17 protein-coding genes and 1 tRNA gene are annotated in these 18625 nt (G+C 57.7%); 4 read left to right on the top strand and 14 right to left on the bottom strand.

Annotated features, from left to right (window positions below; genetic code table 11):
• Both ABYV26_RS06215 and ABYV26_RS06210 read right to left on the bottom strand, forming a co-directional pair.
• Positions 1-643 (bottom strand): serine hydrolase domain-containing protein (locus tag ABYV26_RS06215; RefSeq protein ID WP_372679195.1); only part of this gene is annotated, 643 nt, incomplete at its 3' end.
• A gap of 6 nt (positions 644-649) precedes the next feature.
• A complete protein-coding gene (locus tag ABYV26_RS06210; RefSeq protein ID WP_372679193.1) occupies positions 650-1576 on the bottom strand; it encodes an LD-carboxypeptidase in 927 nt (308 codons plus the stop codon).
• 60 nt (positions 1577-1636) lie between these two features.
• Between ABYV26_RS06210 and ABYV26_RS06205 the strand changes: the two genes are divergently transcribed.
• Positions 1637-1713: transfer RNA gene (locus ABYV26_RS06205), tRNA-Pro, on the top strand.
• A 129-nt stretch (positions 1714-1842) separates the two neighbouring features.
• On the opposite strand, the gene ABYV26_RS06200 is transcribed toward ABYV26_RS06205, so the two are convergent.
• The 12 genes from ABYV26_RS06200 to ABYV26_RS06145 form a co-directional block, all read right to left on the bottom strand.
• A complete protein-coding gene (locus tag ABYV26_RS06200) occupies positions 1843-2649 on the bottom strand; it encodes a crotonase/enoyl-CoA hydratase family protein (RefSeq protein ID WP_372679191.1) in 807 nt (268 codons plus the stop codon).
• Between the two features lie 12 nt (positions 2650-2661).
• Positions 2662-3075: an SET domain-containing protein-lysine N-methyltransferase gene (locus tag ABYV26_RS06195; protein WP_372679189.1), complete on the bottom strand. Its 414-nt coding sequence runs from the start codon at positions 3073-3075 to the stop codon at positions 2662-2664.
• 153 nt (positions 3076-3228) lie between these two features.
• Positions 3229-3693, bottom strand: coding sequence for a cyclic nucleotide-binding domain-containing protein (locus ABYV26_RS06190; RefSeq protein WP_372679188.1), 465 nt, complete (start codon positions 3691-3693; stop codon positions 3229-3231).
• On the bottom strand, positions 3659-6454 hold the full coding sequence (locus tag ABYV26_RS06185) for an Npt1/Npt2 family nucleotide transporter (RefSeq protein WP_372679186.1): 2796 nt from the start codon (positions 6452-6454) through the stop codon (positions 3659-3661). Before ABYV26_RS06185 ends, ABYV26_RS06190 begins: the two co-directional genes overlap by 35 nt.
• 97 nt (positions 6455-6551) lie before the next feature.
• On the bottom strand, positions 6552-7394 hold the full coding sequence (locus ABYV26_RS06180) for a formylglycine-generating enzyme family protein (RefSeq protein WP_372679184.1): 843 nt from the start codon (positions 7392-7394) through the stop codon (positions 6552-6554).
• Between the two features lie 138 nt (positions 7395-7532).
• The gene (locus ABYV26_RS06175) at positions 7533-8972 is read right to left on the bottom strand and encodes an adenylate/guanylate cyclase domain-containing protein (protein WP_372679183.1); all 1440 of its coding nucleotides are present in this window, start codon (positions 8970-8972) and stop codon (positions 7533-7535) included.
• Between the two features lie 107 nt (positions 8973-9079).
• Positions 9080-10063, bottom strand: coding sequence for an ABC transporter ATP-binding protein (locus ABYV26_RS06170; protein ID WP_372679181.1), 984 nt, complete (start codon positions 10061-10063; stop codon positions 9080-9082).
• A 1-nt stretch (position 10064) separates the two neighbouring features.
• Complete coding sequence (locus tag ABYV26_RS06165) at positions 10065-11036, bottom strand: ABC transporter ATP-binding protein (RefSeq protein WP_372679180.1); 972 nt, start codon at positions 11034-11036, stop codon at positions 10065-10067.
• A complete protein-coding gene (locus ABYV26_RS06160; RefSeq protein WP_372679178.1) occupies positions 11033-11989 on the bottom strand; it encodes an ABC transporter permease in 957 nt (318 codons plus the stop codon). Before ABYV26_RS06160 ends, ABYV26_RS06165 begins: the two co-directional genes overlap by 4 nt.
• A 1-nt stretch (position 11990) precedes the next feature.
• A complete protein-coding gene (locus ABYV26_RS06155) occupies positions 11991-12968 on the bottom strand; it encodes an ABC transporter permease (RefSeq protein WP_372679176.1) in 978 nt (325 codons plus the stop codon).
• Complete coding sequence (locus ABYV26_RS06150; RefSeq protein WP_372679174.1) at positions 12958-14679, bottom strand: ABC transporter substrate-binding protein; 1722 nt, start codon at positions 14677-14679, stop codon at positions 12958-12960. The genes ABYV26_RS06155 and ABYV26_RS06150 overlap by 11 nt, the downstream gene beginning before the upstream one ends.
• A 2-nt stretch (positions 14680-14681) precedes the next feature.
• Entirely contained in the window at positions 14682-15692 is a 1011-nt protein-coding gene (locus ABYV26_RS06145) for a glutathione synthase (protein ID WP_372679172.1), read from the bottom strand.
• Between the two features lie 184 nt (positions 15693-15876).
• Here ABYV26_RS06145 and ABYV26_RS06140 point away from each other — a divergent pair, with 184 nt between their 5' ends.
• From ABYV26_RS06140 to ABYV26_RS06130, 3 genes are all read left to right on the top strand, one after another.
• Positions 15877-17181 carry a GNAT family N-acetyltransferase gene (locus ABYV26_RS06140; RefSeq protein ID WP_372679170.1) on the top strand — a complete coding sequence of 435 codons (1305 nt, stop codon included), beginning with the start codon at positions 15877-15879 and terminating at the stop codon, positions 17179-17181.
• On the top strand, positions 17178-18086 hold the full coding sequence (locus tag ABYV26_RS06135; RefSeq protein WP_372679168.1) for a RimK family alpha-L-glutamate ligase: 909 nt from the start codon (positions 17178-17180) through the stop codon (positions 18084-18086). Before ABYV26_RS06140 ends, ABYV26_RS06135 begins: the two co-directional genes overlap by 4 nt.
• Position 18087: 1 nt before the next feature.
• Positions 18088-18625, top strand: a 538-nt coding sequence (locus tag ABYV26_RS06130) for a hypothetical protein (RefSeq protein WP_372679167.1), incomplete at its 3' end; no start/stop codon positions are given.

The following is an 18625-nucleotide window of genomic DNA, read 5'->3' as shown; positions in this document are numbered from 1 at the left end:
GTCGCACCGGGCAAAGTTCGGTGGCGGCAAAGGTCCTGCGGGGCCGATGCCCGTGGGTGAGGTCCACGAAAAACAGATCGGTCAGTCCCATGGGGTCATAGATCTCAGCTTTGAGAAATTCATTCAATGGACAACCGGCCACCGCTTCCACCAGCCGGCAAAGCAGCATGAAACCCAAATCGCTGTAAAGGGTCCTCTCCCCCGGACGGTAGGACAATGGTGTGTGCTTGAGCAGATCGAGGACCGCGGCCTTGCGCGTTGACGGCAAAAGGGATTTCAACCTCATATAGAAGAGGTGGTGGGCGGGAAAACCGCCTTGATGGCAAAGCAGTTGCCGGGCCGTAATCGCCGCCTTGTCGCTGCCGGTCAATGCGGGCAGCCACCTTCCCACGGGTTGGTCCAAACTGATCCGGGCCTGATCAACCAGTCTGGCCACAGCCAGGGTGGTGGCCAACGGTTTGGTCAGTGAGGCCAGGTCAAACACGGTATCCCGGGTCATGGGTTGGTCCGAGAAAAGGTCAGCCTTGCCATAGGCCTCGAAAAAGAGTTGGGTATCGCCCTTTCCCACCAAGAGCACCGCTCCGGGAAAAACATGCTCTTGAAGGCCCTGCTGCATCAAATCGTCTATGGAATGACATTTCATCGCTGGCTACCATTGCTGGACGGCGGATCCCGCAAACGTCAGCGTTCCGGAATACGTGTCCAACTGAACGGGCAAGCCCACAGGCAGGGTCATGTTGACCGTTTCGTGGCCCACCTCAAATCCAGCCAGGATGGGAAGATCCAGCCCGCTCAGCCGGTCGGCAACGATGCGGTGGATTGCGTCGACTGATCCGCAGTCGCTAAAGGCCCCCAACGCCAGGCCGGCAAGGCCGTCGAAGCTGCCGGCCATTCTCATCTGGGTCAGCATGCGATCAATACGGTATGGGGCCTCCCCCCGATCTTCGATCAATAAAATCCCACCGCTGAAATCCGGCTGAAACGGGGTTCCCGTCAAGTGGCAAAACAAGGTCAGGTTGCCGCAAAAAAACCGCCCCTCGGCGATGCCGGATTGAATCACCCGGCTCGAGGCGGCAGCAATCGACAGCGGCTCGGGACTCGACAGCGCCAACCGAAAACGATCCCGGGCCGACGGATCCGCCTTGCCCAAGGTCGTGACCGTCGGCCCGTGAAATGCGACCATACGGCAACGCTGCACCAGAAAGTCCAGCAGTACCGTGATGTCGCTGAACCCGACAAACACCTTGGGGTGGCGGGCAATGGCATCCGCGTCCAGCAACGGGAGAAGGCGCATGGCTCCGTATCCCCCGCGGGCGCAAATAATGCCGTCAATGTCGGGGTCGGCAAACAGCTGGTTCAACAGGTCCGCCCGTTGCTGATCCGACCCGGCCAGGTAGCCGTCTTGATCGAATATGGGTTCAGGAATGACAAGATTGAAATCCATGGATTCCAGGACCCGCCGGCCGGCGTCGAACGATTCTCGATCAAATGGGCTGGCCGGGGCGACGATGCCAAGGGTGTCGCCGGGTTTGAGGGCCGGCGGCAACACCGGCTCAAACTGGTTCTGTGGGGTCACTTTTTTGTCTTTGCCTCCTTGACACCGGTGGATGATGGTGCTAAATGTCTGCTTTCTCGTCGGGGCGTAGCGCAGACTGGTAGCGCACTTGAATGGGGTTCAAGGGGTCGGAGGTTCAAATCCTCTCGCCCCGACCAGAATCAACGCAATCAAGCCACTCAGCATCACTGGGTGGCTTTTTTTTTGGGGCTCATTACAGCCCACTTTATGCTCAATCCAAAGGCCGGATGGGTCATTCACCACACCTGGCGGAAAAAGCGACAGCATCATTTCCCGTGGAATACCGGCTCTCGTTTTTCCATGAATGCGGTGACGGCTTCCATCAAATCCTCGGAGGGCAGGGCCGCGGCATTTTTCTGGGCCACGTAGGACAACCCGGCATAGACACCGTTGTCCCGGCTGAAGTTAATCACTTCTTTGACGCCTTGAACGGTGAGCGGCGACATACCGGCAATGGCTTTGGCCAGATCACCGGCGGCCAGGATCAGCGCCTCCCGGTTCTCGCATACCCGGGTGACAAACCCCATCCGAAGGGCCTCAGCGGCGGCGAAGTCTCGGCCGGTCAGCGCCAGTTCCCTGAACCATCCCTGGCCGATGATATGAGGCAGCCGCTGCAGGGTTCCCAGGTCGGCGATGATGGCCAGCCGCGTTTCCCGAATGCTGAACAGCGCATCGGCCGAAGCCAGCCGGATGTCACAGGCGGACAGCAGGTCCACACCGCCGCCGATGCAGTGACCATGAACCGCGGCAATAACCGGTTTCCTGCATCGCTCGATGGCGTTGTTGCTCTCTTGGAGTTCCAGGATGGCTTTCCTCAGTTGCTCCCGGTCGTCGGCACCTTTGCCGACCAACATGGCCCTGGCCTCCATGAGATCAAGACCCGCGGTAAAGTGTTTACCCTCGGCACGGATGACGACAGCCCTGACGGTCGGGTCCTCGTCAAGACGCCGGAATAGTCCGACCACTTCCTTAAAAAACGCCATGCCCATGGCGTTGTGCCGTTCGGGACGACATAGATTCAGCCAGGCCACATGCCCGTCGATGTCCACATCGATCGCTTTGTTTTGACTCATCGGGCGGTCCTTTTATTCGGGAGCCAATTCCCTTGATTCCCACCATTCTTTTCCGTAATTGACGAAAAGCTGCCTGCCGGCATCTACCGCTTTGATCGTGTGAAACACAATCAGATCCCGGTCGGTATCGTGCCAGTATTCGGTATTGTGGTCGTAAGAGTGGTTGAAAAGGCTTCCCCATCCAAGCACCAGGGAATAATAATCGGAATCACCATTTTCTTCCGATGATTCCAGATTGAAGACGTAATCATCGAGGGAGGCGGCGCATTCGCCGGCTTTGATTCGGAGATAAGGGCACTCTTCAAGCGTCGTGTCTGCAGGGATGAACGTTGTCGCAAATATTCCGTGGCCAAAACCACATGGCGAAATGACAATCTTCGGATGTCTGAAAAGCGGCTTTGGCTTCATGTTGATCGATCGTATCAAATTGAACTCCTGTCTATCAGACCAGAGATGTAACAATCTGCATGAACAAAGTCAATCTGCGGCATATCCGTCGGCCGAGTGGCCGCGTGAAAATGCAACCGCGTGGGTGAAATGGCACAGACGATCGATGATAGGATCTTTGGGCCGCGTAGTTCAGCAGCTTTGGGTTGAAATTTTGCCATGCAGGCGTCGAATTCTCATACTGAGAACCCGGCAGACATGCAGAGCGATCTGGGGATACTCGCGAACGATTTCCTGAAGCTCCTGTTTGTTCAAGGTCAGAAATCGAGCCTTCTTCTTTACCCGAATGGTTGCCGAGCGGCGATCATCGCCGAAGAGGGCCATCTCCCCGAAGTAGTCACCGGGCCCGATGCTGTCCAACTCGAATTCCCGTTCCGCATTGCAGTCCTTGATCACCGCAACTTCTCCCTCCAGGATCAAAAAAAGCGTGTCGCCGACCTCTCCCTCCTGGAAGACCATTTCCATCTCGTCAAAGGCTGCCTCCTCGGTAACCGAAGCCACGGCTGCCAGCTCGTTGACGGACAGGTCGGCAAATATTTCGATATTTTTGAGGTGCAGAATTTTATCCGTCAAGGGAATCGCTGTCGCTGCTTCCATTACTGCCTCCTGCCCTGATAGGGAATCCATTTTTTTCAAGTAGTTTCGTGGCCGCAAGGGATACGTGCATGTTTTCGTGTTGAACAAGCGCCTGAATTCGGGCGGGATCTTCAGGTGTGACCGATTGTTGCCGAATCATGGTCAATGCCAATACCAGCGTAACCCAGTTTTGACTGCTCAGCAAGCCGTCAAACAGCGCCCAGTCGGAAGACACCTGCAATTCGTTGGGAAAAAGCCGTTGCCCCGCAGCGATACGTGCAGAGACATCCAGGTCGTCCAGCAGGGGTGTCAGCAAACGAACCAGACTTTTATCCAGGATGTCATCCATCGCTTCCAGGCTGTTGGATCGCTGGCGTTTGTCCGCTGAGAAGATACTTTTGGCGATCTTTTGCATCCGCCCCGATTGATCTTGAGCGGCCAACACCCGCAGCGTCGTCTGCAAGGTAAACCAAACCCGCTCATCCAGGTGAACGGCCAGCAATTCCGGCAGGGCCCCATCGGAAAACCGCCTGACACTTTTGGCTTGAGCCGTCAGCTGATAGCAGGTTTGGGCCTGAAGCTGGACAAACCGGAACACGTCCAGATCCTTGATGGCCATCTCGGATAGCAGACCGAACAGGGACTCTCTCACTTTTTTCTGCGGCAGGGAAAGCGATTTTACCAGCCGCAGGCTGTTCTGGTAGTCGGCATTCCGGATCTTCTCGCGGGCAAGCTCGGCAATTGCTTCGGATTCATCCCCCAACAACGGAATCACGTTCTTCAAGGCGCCCTCATCTTCGATCTGGTAAACCTGGAGCACGGCGCGCCGCATGCGTGGATCCGGGTCCCACAGGCGCATCACCACCAGGGGATTCAGGCCCTCCATGTCGATGGTCCGAAGACTCTCCAGAACCAAAAGCAAGGTGGCATCGTCGGACGTCGATAAAAGCGCCTTCAGGCGCTGCGCAAAACGAATATCCCGGCAAACCCCGGTAGCGATAATGCCGGCACGAAGGCTGTCGGGTTCCTCAGACGTCAGCCACCCACCGATAACCGGGCCAAATTGGTCCGGAGCCACGGTATACAGGGAACCCACGGCGTGGGCCTTAACGTCAAGGGGAAGCGGCATTTCGTATATGCGCCGGTTAAAGGGGGCAAAGATCTCAGCGGAAAGGCGATGGCCGGCATCGATCAGCGCCACGGCCAGTTCAGGTGTCCCCTGCTCGATCAACTCGGCGAAGGTGTCGACAGCAACCGGGCCCGACCCATCCGAAAGCAGTTCGATCAGTCCCATACGGGTCTGGATATCCTGTTCTTCCCGCAGCGCCGTTAACAAGAGCGCGTCTAGCCCGCCATAAGCGATGGACCTGAGCAGTTGGCCATACCACAGGCGATTTTCTCCGGATGAACCCTGAAAGCGCCTGACGAGGTTTTCCTGGATTTTCTTGTCCCGGAACACCTGGCCCAGTTCACTGGTGTTGAGGGAACGAAAATCAACTCTGTTGTCTGAAACCAAATCTAAAAGGATGCCGGCATATCGGCGCTTGAGGACAAAGGGGGCGATCACCCAGGCAACGACAAAAGGCAGGGCCACCAGGGAGAGGTAGCGCGGGTGGAACAGGGTGTCGGAGAGCAGGATCAGTCCGGATCCGAGAAAAAGGCCGATGCGGACGATGGTGCCCCTGAGAAAAGGCCGGATCATGGCACGATAGGACTCCGGGAACAGCCCCGTCACCACCGCAATGGCCGGGATGTTGATCGTGGTGCGGATGATGTTGGCGGACATGCGGGCATACATGGCCGAAACGGCATCGAAGCGCAAGAGGAAGGCAATGAACACCACCAGGTAGTTGAAAGGGTGGAACATCAGGGCCACCGGCAACCCGAATCGGTCATAGAGCTTCCCCACGAATAGCAGAATCACCAGGCTGATGATGTTGAGCACACCCCTGAAATACCCAAAAAATTCGATGAGGCCCGTTTCGGTGGCAAATTGCTCATTGACGGCAAAATTGAACTGATAGTTCATGATGGGGATCACGACGTTGGGCATGAAGGTGAGCACCACCAGGATCTTCACCAATACCGACGATTTCATCAGCGGCAGCACCGTCTTGATTTCCTCGATCATAGAATTGCGGCTCTTTTTTCCACCTTCTTTTTTCTGCTGGAACAGCAAGGTGGGATACCGCTTTCCCATGGCCTGAACAGCCCAGGCACCGGCAAGGGCGGTGACCATGTATACCAGCAGCAGGTTGTCCATATGCAGCCAACGGGCCACCAGGGGTGTGGCAAAACTGCCCAGGATCTGACCGATGACCCCGCCGGCGGTGATCAGGGGGAAGAGCCGCTTGGACTGGCGCGTGTTGAACAGGTCGTTGGCCAGGTTCCAGAACAGAAGCGCCAGCAGGACCTCGTACTGGGATTTAAGCATGAACAACGCAGGGTAAACCAGATCGATCCCGAAGGGGATGATCGCCCGGATACACGCCACGGACAGCCCGCAGAAAACGAAAAGCCGGGCCAGCAGTCGGGCGCCGGGCAAGCGGGTCATAAACCCGGTCATGACGCCCATGACAAAGAAGGTCACCACCGCGTTGACCATGTTCACGACGGGCATGTACTCGACGCCGTAGCGCTTGAGAAAAGCGGTTTCGGCATAATTGTTCAGGAAAATCCCGGAACTGCGCACGAGGAAAAGCAGCAAAACGGTCCACACAAACAGGCCGAGCTCATCCTCGTGAACATTGAACCAGTGGCCTATTTTTTTATGGATTGCCAAGGTGGATTTTCCCTTTCAGGAGGCAACGTCTTATACACGTCCGTTGAAGCCGGCAGCGGATGCTGCGGGTCGAACGGCTGACCATGACGCAGATCGGTTATTGGGGTTGAAAAGTCTCGTTCTGCCGGTCAGGCAATACCATGACCAGTCGGAAGCCGGTGTTCTGCAGCCGGCTCATGGGATGGCCAAAGGCCCGGTTGGCGCTTCGGCACGAATAGCCGGGGCCGAACCAACTGCCGCCGCGACGGACCCGGTCTTTGCCCGATTCGGTTTCGCAGGGATCGACCACCGAGACGACATCGTAGCGCGCATAGAGATCCTCGCACCACTCCCAGACATTGCCGTGCATGTCAAAAAGCCCCCACGCATTGGGGGGATAGCGCTTCACCGGTGCCGGACCATCGGGGTCAAGGCCCGAAGACCGGTTAGCGAGAACGCAAGCGTTGTACTTCTTGGTGTTGTTGGCGAACATGGCCCGGGTACAATCGATCTGACCGCCCCAGAAATAAGCCGTCTCGCCGCCCGCCCGGGCGGCGTACTCCCACTGGGCCTCGGTGGGCAACGCATAATCGTCACCGGTCATCAATTTGAGTTTGCGGATAAATTTCTTGCAGTCATGCCAGGACACCTTGACCACCGGCATATCTCCGGCGCCCTTCTTCCTGGCAAAAAAGCGTCGTCCCATGACGGCGCGCCATTGATCGACGGTCACTTCGGTGGTCTGCATATAAAATGGTCGGGAGATGGTGACCGGATGCTGTACCTCGGAGGCTCCTCGGTGCACTTCGTCGATGGGGCTACCCATGGTAAAGGTGCCGGCGGGGATCAAAACAAACGCCATGCCCAGGGAATTGACCATTTTCTTCTCCTGGGCAAAAACCGCCGTTGCCGGGTCAAAGACAAACAATGAGACGAGAATCAGCAGGAGCCGAATTATCATGGTTTTTTTCCTCTCACCTGATCATGGTGCGATCGCCGTATAATGGTCGTGGCGATCAGGTTGGGACGTCAGGCATCCATCATGAGGTCAGACCTCTATTTGAAAAGGGGTTTACATACGGGCCTTCATTCAGTGGGGTCAGGCGGCCCGGATCCAACGGTTCAGCAGCGCCCTGTCCTCCTGGTCCATGTAGGTAACCTGCAACCGGTAGGCCGGCGGCTGACTGGCATGGTCAACATCGATGACCTTGGCGTAGATGTCTGAAAAGCAATGGGCATCCTGGCAGAACGTAAATAAGAGCTTCACATTTGTCAACGGTAAGAGCAGCTCCGTGAAATTCACCACAAAGGTGGTTTCATTGAGTTTGCGGGTTTCACCCGCAATGGGGCCGGCAACCACTTTTTTACCGTCCAGACGCCACAATTGCAGCGGCAGACAGATCTCGACCAGCGGATCGGGGGTTTTCAGGTTGAAGCGAATATCATAGGGGGGACCGATGGCGGTCACCGGGTAGCAGACCAGGGGTCGCTTGAAGCCCTTCATCATGACGGTCATGGGCGGCTCTGCTGCCAGCTGCGCATCGACCTTTGTGTAGGTGGCCTCGCCCAGCAGCACCTGCCCGCCGACGGTGTTGGATTCGATGCGGGATGCGACATTGACCACCGCGCCGACAATGCCATATTTGGTTCTGGCTTCGGAACCCAGGTTGCCCACCACCACCGGTCCGGTATTGATCCCGATCCCCATCTCCAGGGGGGGTAGGCCGTCGGCCACCAAATCCCGGTTCAAGTCGGCCAAGGTCTGCTGCATGGCAAGCGCGCAAGCCACGGCGCGGGCCGGGTCGTCGGCTCTTTCTTCGGGGATCCCGAACACGGTGAGGATCGCATCGCCGATGAATTCGTCGATCACGCCGTCGTACTCCTGGATGACCTGGGTCATGGCCTCCAGATAGCGGTTGAGAATCCGGACCATCTCTTCCGGGTCTCTGGAATCGGACAGATCGGAAAAGCCCCGTAGGTCGGACATGAGCACGGTCACCGTCTGCCGACGACCACCGATCCTTCGCCCTTCAGGAGACTCAAGTATCTCGTCAACGATTTTGCGGCTCAGATAGCGACCGAAGGTGTCCTTGATAAAAGTGACCAGCTGAAGTCGTTGATTGGAGACGTTCAGTATCGCCTCCAGCATCTTGGCCCGGGTGGAAACAATCTCCCGTATTTCGACGGCCACGTCATCTTCCAGGGGCACGTTGTCCACCTCGGGATGGGCCACATCCAGCCGTCGATTTCCCTCGGCGATGGCCTCCATGGGCCGGATAATTCTCCTTTCCAGAAAACGGCGAAGGGAGATCATCATGAACATGATAATGACGACCACCAGCAAAATGATGCGCAACGCGTACCACATCAGGTCCACACCGCTGGCACCCTCGGAGGCCATCTTGTAAACCACGGACCAAACCAGCAGAATCATCTCGATAACCAGAATCCGCCAGAATACACCAGCCAGCAGGATCTCTCGTATCCCCTTGTCTTTCAATGGCTTTTCAGTTTGTTGGGTCGACAATTCCGTATTCATGGGCAGGTTACCGGATATCAGTTCTGGCCGTCCGGGCAATAATGAAACCGATTGGCGTATCTTGAAAGATAAGTCTTGAAACCGATTCCGGCAACGAAAGGTAGCTGTTAAAAAAGGAAACAGGCAACACGGTGGCCGGCGTCCAGGTTTTTCAGTTTGGGGGCCTGCAAATTGCAAGTATTTTCCACGGCCATGCGGCAGCGGGGGTAGAACAGACAGTGGTCGGTTTTCGGTCGGGGGCGTTCGATGTCAAGCAGGGTATCGAACCCGTGATGGTTGCTGCCACCGAAACGGGGATGGGCGTCCAACAGCGCTTTGGTATACGGATGTCGCGGGTGCATGATGGTCTCCCGGGCCGTACCCAGTTCAACCAGCCGCCCCTGGAAAATCACCCCTACCCGGTCGCATAGGTTGCGGGCCGCCGCCAGGCTGTGGGTGATAAACAGCATGGTGACGCCAAACGTTTCCCTCAGGCGGTACAGCAGCCGGAAAATCTGAAAGGAGATGGAGGCATCCAGCATGGATGTCGGCTCGTCGGCAATCAGGAACCGGGGTTTCAAAACCATGGCCCGAGCGATGGCCACCCGCTGGCGCTGCCCCCCGGAAAGTTGATGTGGATACCGGTTCAGATAGACTTCCGGTGGGGTCAATTCGGCAGTCTCGAGCGCCTCACAGACCCGGGTCCGGCGCGATGATCGATCTCCGATGCCATGGATAATCAGCGGCTCACACACGGTATCGAAAATGGAGAAGTGGGCGTTGAGGCTTTGGTAGGGGTCTTGGAAAATCACCTGGACCTGCCGGGCAAACTCCCGCCTTGCACGCCCTTTAAGGCCCACGATGTTCTTTCCCTCGAACCGGATCCGGCCGTCATCGGGAGTTTCAAGTCCCACGATCAGTCGGCTGGCCGTGGTTTTTCCGCTCCCGCTCTCCCCGACAAGACCGAAAATCTCGCCGGCATTGATTTCCAGCGAGATACGGTCCAAGGCGACGACACGGCTCCCGGAGACGCCAAACAAAGAATCGCCCGACCGATAGATCTTGGTCACGTCGGTCATTGACAGGATCGGGGAACTGGCGGGCGTTTTCATATCAAAATGGCTCCCCGGCATGTTGGCAGCGCACCCGATGGGTCCTCGACAGCGCCACCCAATCGGCCTGTCCACGCCGACAGGCGGCGGTCGCATTCGGACAAACGGTTTGAACCGGACATCCACCGGATATAGCGGGTCCATTGGGTGCGGGGCAGACCAGACCGGCAAGGTCTGCCGGCTCATCTGAGAGAGTGAGCAGGGAACCCACCAGCATCCGCGTGTAAGGGTGCCCCGGACAGTCCAACACCTCCTGCCGAAGGCCATACTCCACCATACTGCCAGCATGCATGACGCCGATGTGGGTACACACATCCGCCACCACGGCCAGGTCATGGGAAATAAAGATCATGCCAATATTCATCTCTTTTTGAAACGTACCGATGGCATCCAGAATCTGATTCTGGACAATGACGTCAAGAGCGGTGGTGGGTTCGTCGGCAATTATCAGCGACGGATTGCATGCCAGCGCCATGGCAATGATCACGCGCTGACGCATCCCGCCGGAAAACTGGTGGGGATAATCCCGAAGCCTGCTCTCGGGGATATTTACCAGGTCGAACAGGGCTTTAGACCGGTGTGCGACGGCATGTCGAGACAATTCTGGCTCATGGGTAATGATGGCTTCGGCAATCTGGTCCTCTACCCGATGCACGGGATTCAACGCATTCATGGCCGCCTGGAAAATCATGGAGATCCGACGCCACCGAATCTGGCGCATCCGCTTTTCGCTGACGGTGATCAGGTCTTCACCTTCAAAACGGGCCTGCCCGGAAACAATCCTTGCATTCGACGCCAACAGCCTCATCAACCCCATACCGATGGTTGTTTTTCCGCACCCGGATTCACCCACCAGCCCCAGGGAACCGCCCCGCTCCACCTGGAAGGATACGCCGTCCACCGCCAGATTGATGCCGGCGGCGGTACGGTAGCCGATGCTCAGGTTGTCAACTTCCAGCAAGGCTGTGGTCACGCTTGAGTCTCCTCTTTGCGCAGGCGCGGGTCAAGTACGTCGTCCATGGCCCGGCCGGTCATGTAAAAGGCCATGGTGATCAGTGAAATGCAAATGCCTGGCGGCAGCAGCCAGTAAGGAGCTTGAAACATGTGCCCCGTCTTCCACACCCACTGGAGCATCATCCCCCAGCTGACCGTTCCCGGATCACCGAAGCCCAGGAAGGCCAGGGCCGCCTCGATGATGATGGCCGACGTGACCCGAAACGTCATATAAAGCAGGGCCAGAGGCATCACGTTGGGCAGGATGTGTCTGAAAATAATGCGCAGATGGGAGGCGCCGGACACCCGTGCCGCCTCGATGAAGGGACGGTGCCGCAGGCTCAGGGTCTGTGACCGGATCACCCGCGCAACACCAGGCCAACGGAACAGGGCGATCATCAACACGATGACCCAGATGTTCAGCTGGCCGAACAGGGCCGACAATATCAGCACGACCAGCAGGGTGGGCATGACCATGATCATATCCGCCAGTCGCATGAGGATCAGGTCCGTGCGCCGGCCGGCGTAGCCGGCCACCATGCCGATGGAGGTGCCGAACAGGATGCTGATCAACGCCGACGAAATGCCCACCATGAAGGCGATACGCGCGCCCGCCAAGAGTTGGCTGAAAATATCCCGGCCAATGTAATCGGTACCCAGCCAGTGTCGCAGGCTGGGGCCGGTGCTATGGGAAATCAGGGGGTCCACACCGGTCATGGGGTGGTAGATGGGACTTACCCATTGCGGGATAAAGCTGGCCGCGGCCATGAGGGCGAAAAGTCCAAGCAGGGACAACCCGATGCGACCGATGGTATTCTTTCGGTAGACCGACCACCCGTCCAGAAAACGTTCCAGCCAGTGGGACCGGTGCCTGTCGGATGCGATGCCGGGCGTGTCTCCAGGCGTCGGAGGTGAGATCTTATTTTCCGACATGTCAGTACCTTATCCTCGGGTCCAGGTAGGCGTAGAGTACGTCAACCACCAGGTTGGCCAGCAGCACCACGATGGCGATGAGCAGAAAGGCGGCCTGGGCCAGGGGGTAGTCGGCGTGGCTGACGGAAAAGACCAGTTCTCGCCCAAGGCCCGGCCAGGTGAATACCGTTTCGGTCAAGGCCCCGCCGTTGATGGAAAAGGCCAGACTTAACCCCACGCTGGTCACCACGGGCAGCGCCGCATTGGGCGCCGCGTGGTGGTCCCGGATGGTTTTTTCATCCAAGCCTTTGGCCCGGGCGGTGATGATATAATCGTCTTTCAGCGTGTCGAGCATGCTGCTGCGCATCACCAGCAGGTAGCTGCCGAAATGGATCAGGACCAGCGTCATCAGCGGCAGGGCCATGTGGTGAAGCACGTCCAGGGCCTTGACTACGAAACCGGCATCGGGATCGATCCACACGTCCGGCGAGATCATCCCGGTGATGGGGAACCAGCCGACCCAGTAAGCGAAAAACCAGATCATGATCAGGGCCAGCCATGGCAGAAACAAGGTATGGCAGAAAAGCGCCCCGATCGTCATCAGCGTGTCGCTTCGCTCACCGCGTTTCCAGGCGGCGATTTTCCCCAGATACACACCCAGCAGGGCCGAAATGATGATGGCGGTGGTAAATAACAAAATGGTGTTGGGCAGCCGATCCATCAGGATATGGCTCACCGGTTCGCCATAGTGGAAAGACACCCCCATGTTACCCGTGGCCGCGTTCTTCAGGTAGTAGATGTATTGGGTCCAAACGGGCTGGTCCAGCCCCATACTCGCCATGAGCATACGGGCGTCTTCCGGTGTCATGGAGGGATCCACCATCCGGGACACCGGGTCTCCCGGTGCCAATCGGAACAGAATGAAGAGTACCGTCATGATCACGAAAAAGATCACGGCGATCTCCACCAGTCTTCTGAAAATGAATCGTTTAAGCCCCATCGTTGTTCACCGGTTTGACCTGGACCATGGACCAGATGTTGCCGATCCCTTCCAGCATCTCCACCCAACCCTCGAAGCGGTCTGTTCGCACCGCCTCCACCACGGAGGGTTTGTACAGGGGAATGTAGGGCAGGTCGCGGCCGATCAGTCTCTGCATCTCCATCACCAGCGCCTGCCGTTTGAGGGGATCCATTTCTGATGTAGACCGGTCGGCCAGCCCATCGAAGGTGTCATTGCGGTACCCGCTCATGTTCCAGCCCCTGGGCTTGTCATTGTCCGAATGAAACAGGTTGCGCACATAGTCCGGATCCAGGCGCAGACGCCCGTAACCCAGAATGAAGGCGTCAAAGTCGTGGCTGCCCTTTATCTGATCCAGCATCGAGGAAAAGGCCATGGGCCGGGCGTAGGCGGGCAGGCCCAGTTCCCGGAGCCACTCCTGGATCATCAATCCGCTGGTGGCCCGGTGAGGGTCGTAATCCGCCGGCGGCGTCAGGATGGTAAACCGCCCCATGGGTTGTCCCCCGGGTAGTCGAAGTTCCCTGGCCGGCTGAAGGTTGCCGGCGGCATCCACCGGCGGCACCGCCCAGCTGTACCCCGCATCGACGAGCACCTGGTAGGCGGCTTTCAGTCGATCATCCCGGCTTGTGCCGTCCCCGTAGCGCGGCAGGTCGGTGCAGCACCAGAAGCGGTTTTCGGCCGGCACCACCGAAAACATCTTGGTGCCCTGGCCCTGGAGGATCCGCGAAACAATGAACTCCTTGTCGATCGCATAAGCCACGGCCCGTCGCAGGGCGGCATCACTAAAAGGCGGCCTGCGCAGGTTGAATCCCATGAAGTAAAGCGCGCTTTTTTCGTTGGTGAACAGGCGGATATTCTTCTGCCGGCTCAGATCGGAAATATAACCAGGCTGGATGGGCCACCAGAACATGTCGATGTCGCCCTTTTTCAGGGCCAGTATGGCCACATCCGACGTGCCGTATACGCTGTAAACAAGATCGTCGACAAACGGGCCCAGGGTCCGGCCGTTGATGATTTTACCCTTGCCGAAAAAATGGGGGTTTTTCTTCAGGTGCAAAAACGCCCCTTGCCGCCACTGCACCAGCGTAAAGGGGCCGGTGCCCACGGGATGCGCCATCCGGTGGTTGATCAGCGCGGTCAGAGGATTTTCGGTGGTCTTGGCTTTTTCGGAAATACCCGACCACTCCTTTTCCTGGACAATGGGTGTGGCCAGGGTCCCGGAGAGAAACGCCGCCATAGGCTGTTTCAGGAAGAAAATCAAAGTACGGGCGTCCGGCGTGTCGATGCGGTCGATGAATCGCCAGTTGGACGCATAGCGGGGCACCTTGAAGGATTGAATCAAGCTGCCGGTGAAAGCTACATCCCGCGATGTAAAGGGAGTACCGTCCGACCATCGGGCTTCCCGGAGCGTCACGGTATAAGACAAAGCCTGGGCATCGTATACCGGCATGGATTCGGCCAGCCAGGGCACCAGATCCAGGGTTTCCGGATCATGCACATACAGGGGCTGATAGATCAGGGAAAGCACCTTGCGGGAGTTGGCGTCGCTGGCCAGCCAGACATTGAGGGTGCGGGGTTCTTCCGCCAGGCCGATTTTTAGTGCCCGGGGGCTATCATTCTCATGACAGGCAGATACCGCGACCGCCATGAAAAGAAAAACGATCAGGCCGCGCCACCGATTCACGCCACCCATGCTCAGGCCCGCTTCCGGCGATGCGGATGGTTGATAGCGTTGACCTTTTTCTCTATAAAATCGACAACTTTTAACTCGATACGGTCGTTGTTCAACCGGTTGATCCGCGGGATACCACCCGGGCTGACACAGTTGACTTCCACCAGTTTGCCGGCAATGATATCGATGCCCACAAAATAGAGTCCGTCGGCGATCAGTTTATCCTTGATAACCTGGCAAATTCTTCTCTCCCGCGCCGTCACCCGGTGGGCGAACACCTCGCCGCCGGCATGGACATTGGTGCGAAAGTCCCCTTTTTTGGGCTTGCGGCGCATGGCCCCGATGATTTCGCCGTTGAGCAGAAGAATCCGAATGTCCCCGTCCTGCTTGACGCTTTTCAGGTACTCCTGCACCATGATCGGTTCGCGGCGGGCATAGGACTCGTAGGCCCTTACGTAATAGTGAATCAGGGAGTTGAGATTCATCCGGTCCCGCGTGCTGACCTTGATCACACCCTCCCCCCCGAAGCGCTGCAACGGCTTGACCACCATGGCCCCGCCGAAGTCGTCGATAATCTTGCGCAGACGTGAAGGATCCCTGGACACATGCGTCTCGGGGATGATCTCCGGAAAGTTGAGGATGTAGAGTTTGCTGTTGCCCAGGATCTGGCCGGTGGTACTGTTGAGGATGAAGACATGATTGTTGACGGTCTGCAAAAACTCCATGATCTGGTAGTTGAGCGGCGGGTTGCTGCGCAGGAACAGGGCATCCAGCTGGGTAATGGCCTCGAAAATAAGATGGTCCTGCTTGGTACAGCGGATGATCGCTTGCCAGTATTCCGCCATGCCGAGGCCCGGTTTGACCGTTATATTGCGCATGCGGGCCACCACCTGTCCGCTGCGGATATAGACATCGTGAGGTTCTAAAAAATAGACCGCGTGCCCCCGCTCATTGCATGCGTACATCAGGTGGCTGGTGGTCTCGTTTTCAGGCTGGATGCTTTCCAGCGGGTCCATCAGGTAAGCGATCTTCATGGCAAGGGTAGTCCTTTGTCGACCTTCATGACAAGATGATTATATTTACTTCAATTTGGACCAATTAGCAACCCTCGGCGGCGGGGCGTTATGGCCAGGATCCTCTGGGCCCTTTGCAATTGACACCACCGCGCAAATTCCCTATGGTTCTGACCATCGCACCCAGGTAGTCGATGCCTGCCGGATGATGGATATCAGGTTCAACACCCTGGCTGAAGATGACCACTCAAGGATTGCTTCCCTGAAAACCATGACCGCTGCATCCTCGTTTTCGATTCTGTTGATTCAACCATCAGCGGTGTTGTCCGCCACACCGCCGTCGACCCTGACCCAGGCGAGGATGCTTGCTTGCACGGCATCGATGGAAACCCACCGGTGGGATGTTCGCCTGGAAGCCTTAAAAAAAGGCGACAGGCGTTTTCTGGAACGATTGGAGTGGCTGTCCGCGCGCTACCATGCCCGGCATGGCATGAGCTTGAATGAGATGCCACCGGCCCAGTTCCACGAGCTGGTGGTGGCACTCAATGAACGGAAGCCAAAGTTGCGCCTGTCCCTCTGCGTAGCCATCGATAGAGAGATGGCCGTGGATTTCACAATCCCGGCTGAAGGTGGCAGTATCGTTCAAATTCAATGGCGCGTCAGGGGCCCGCTGCCGGATGTTGGTTTTTTCAAGGCATTCTCCCGGGCCGGCGTCTGGAACCATCTGATGCTCGATGGTGCGGAGGCTTCATCGGAAGCCTGCAGGACCGTCGCCAGCCAGCCGAATATCATCCACTCCTGGGAAATCAGCCACCCCGGCGGTCGGCAATGTCATTCCAATGCTTCTTACGGCCAGGTTGACCCCTTGCCCGGCCGACCGCTGTGGCAGACGATGAACGACCCGGTGGACCGGTTTTTGCTGGTGGACCGACTGACCAAAGACCATATGCTCCGCCTGCGCGTGGATGACGACGGGGAACGCCTGTTTACCGTCGGCGCCACCCTGAGGTACCACTTCCTCCCGCCGGACCGGCTGCCCGACGGATATCTGGAAGCGATCTGCGCCATGGTTGCGGCCGGAGGCACGGTCGCGGCGACCCATGTCCGGTTCAATCTGCAGCGGGCGTATCTGATCGGCTATGTGCAGGAAAAAGGCGTCATCGTCGGCAATTCAAGCCTCAAGAATCCCAGGCCCGAATACATCGAGGCGGTCCAACGGCAGACAGGGCTGAATCTCACCGGATTCGTCGAGCGGGGCTATACCTCGGTACGTCCCGAATACCGGGGGTTGGGCATCGGAACCAGGCTTCTGGAAGGGTTGACCCAGCGGGCCGGTGACCGCAAGATCTTTTCGGTCATCGCCGAGGACAACGCAGCCACCAAGATCATCGCTTTGCGCAACCGCACGCGCAAGGTGGCCACCTATTTCAGTGAAAAGGCCGGCAAGCCGGTCGGCATCTGGATGCCGGATTGGATGATCGATACCGATGAGAGGAGGATACCCAAGTGAATATTCGCATCGGCATCATCACGATTCAAAATTCAGCCTACCATCCCAACCGCCGGCTGTTGGAGGCGGCCCGAAAGTTCGGCTACCAGGGCTTTCTCATTCATCCCTATCGCCTGTGGCCAATATCGGCAGCAGGGCGATTGGAAGTCACCGGCGCCCATCTTTCAAGCCTTCCGCACGTGGTGTTGCCGAGGCAGGGCGCGCAAATCGGCGATGCCTGCCTGGCCCTTATCCAGCAGTTCCAGCTCATGGGTGTACCACTAGTCAACGACCATGGGGCAGTCTCCATCGCCCGCAACAAATTTCTCACCCAGCAGGCACTGACCGCCGCTGGTCTGCCCTGCCCCGACACCGTTTTCATCAACGATGAATCGGGCTTTTTTCATGGCGTTGACCAATTGGGCGGCTACCCGGTGGTGGCTAAGCAGACGAGCGGGCGTCAGGGAGACGGGGTACTGCGGATCATGGATGCAAACGATGCCCGTCAACGGGCCCTGCCCGCTTTGGATCGCCGCCGGGGGCTCATGGTCCAGCGCTATCTGCCGGTCGACAAGCGCCGGGATTTGCGTGTACTGGTCATTGATGGTGAAGTGGTCTGTGCGGCGTCGCTAATCCCGTCAAGCGGCGAGTTTCGCGCCAACTTCCATCTGGGGAGCGACATCGAGACCGCAGCACTTACCCGCGAACTGGAACCCATCGCCGTTGGCGCCGCGACAGTGGTCGGATGCGATGTGGCTGGTGTGGACATAATCGTGGACAAGGATGATCGCCCCTTCATTGTGGAGGTAAATTACGCACCGGGCTTCAAGGGATTGGAGGCGGCCACGGGCCTTGACATCGCCGGCCGGATCATCCATTTTGCCGCCGATCGGCATCGCCAAAATCGAGAACGCAGGAACGGCTGAAATGAAACTTTCCAACCTGCATGTGAGAAAAAACGATGGCCTGACCCGCGCCGTGGCCTCAGTGGCCTTCGAGGACAACGATCTACCGGCACAGGAAATCTTCATCGAAACTGAAGCAGCATACGCTGAATCGATTTTTGCCAACCCCCACGCCTTTGCCGTGGGCTGCATCATTCCGGCCCTTTATTTCAGGGAGCGGCGGCTGGCTCTCGATGACGCCATCTGTCCCCGGCTCAAAGAGGGACTGGAGACGGTCATGGTCCTCATGCGTCACTGGACCGATGGCACGTTTCAACCGCTGACCATCGATGCACCGCTTTGCCGGACGGCGCTGCATGAAGAAAAAAAACGCCATGCGGGGATCTTCCTGTCCGGGGGAATGGATTCCCTGGCCGCCCTCAAGCGGATCAAGGACGACTATGCCCCGTCACATTCCGGATATCCCAAAGACGCCCTCCTGGTCCACGGTTTCGACATCGGCGGTGTAATCGAGCGGGGTGCGAAATACCCCGTGTTCGAACGCGCCAAGGCAGCCATGG

Source organism: Desulfosarcina sp. (assembly GCF_041551955.1).
Lineage (GTDB): Bacteria > Desulfobacterota > Desulfobacteria > Desulfobacterales > Desulfosarcinaceae > Desulfosarcina.
The sequence above is the reverse complement of the archived record's forward strand: the minus strand, read 5'-3'. Positions and strand labels throughout refer to the sequence as shown.

Coding starts and splice junctions, on each gene's coding strand:
- ABYV26_RS06150 (WP_372679174.1), bottom strand. CDS start 14,679: ATGGGTGGCGTGAATCGGTGGCGCGGCCTGATCGTTTTTCTTTTCATG.
- ABYV26_RS06155 (WP_372679176.1), bottom strand. CDS start 12,968: ATGGGGCTTAAACGATTCATTTTCAGAAGACTGGTGGAGATCGCCGTG.
- ABYV26_RS06200 (WP_372679191.1), bottom strand. CDS start 2,649: ATGAGTCAAAACAAAGCGATCGATGTGGACATCGACGGGCATGTGGCC.
- ABYV26_RS06145 (WP_372679172.1), bottom strand. CDS start 15,692: ATGAAGATCGCTTACCTGATGGACCCGCTGGAAAGCATCCAGCCTGAA.
- ABYV26_RS06140 (WP_372679170.1), top strand. CDS start 15,877: ATGATGGATATCAGGTTCAACACCCTGGCTGAAGATGACCACTCAAGG.
- ABYV26_RS06180 (WP_372679184.1), bottom strand. CDS start 7,394: ATGATAATTCGGCTCCTGCTGATTCTCGTCTCATTGTTTGTCTTTGAC.
- ABYV26_RS06160 (WP_372679178.1), bottom strand. CDS start 11,989: ATGTCGGAAAATAAGATCTCACCTCCGACGCCTGGAGACACGCCCGGC.
- ABYV26_RS06170 (WP_372679181.1), bottom strand. CDS start 10,063: ATGAAAACGCCCGCCAGTTCCCCGATCCTGTCAATGACCGACGTGACC.
- ABYV26_RS06175 (WP_372679183.1), bottom strand. CDS start 8,972: ATGAATACGGAATTGTCGACCCAACAAACTGAAAAGCCATTGAAAGAC.
- ABYV26_RS06190 (WP_372679188.1), bottom strand. CDS start 3,693: ATGGAAGCAGCGACAGCGATTCCCTTGACGGATAAAATTCTGCACCTC.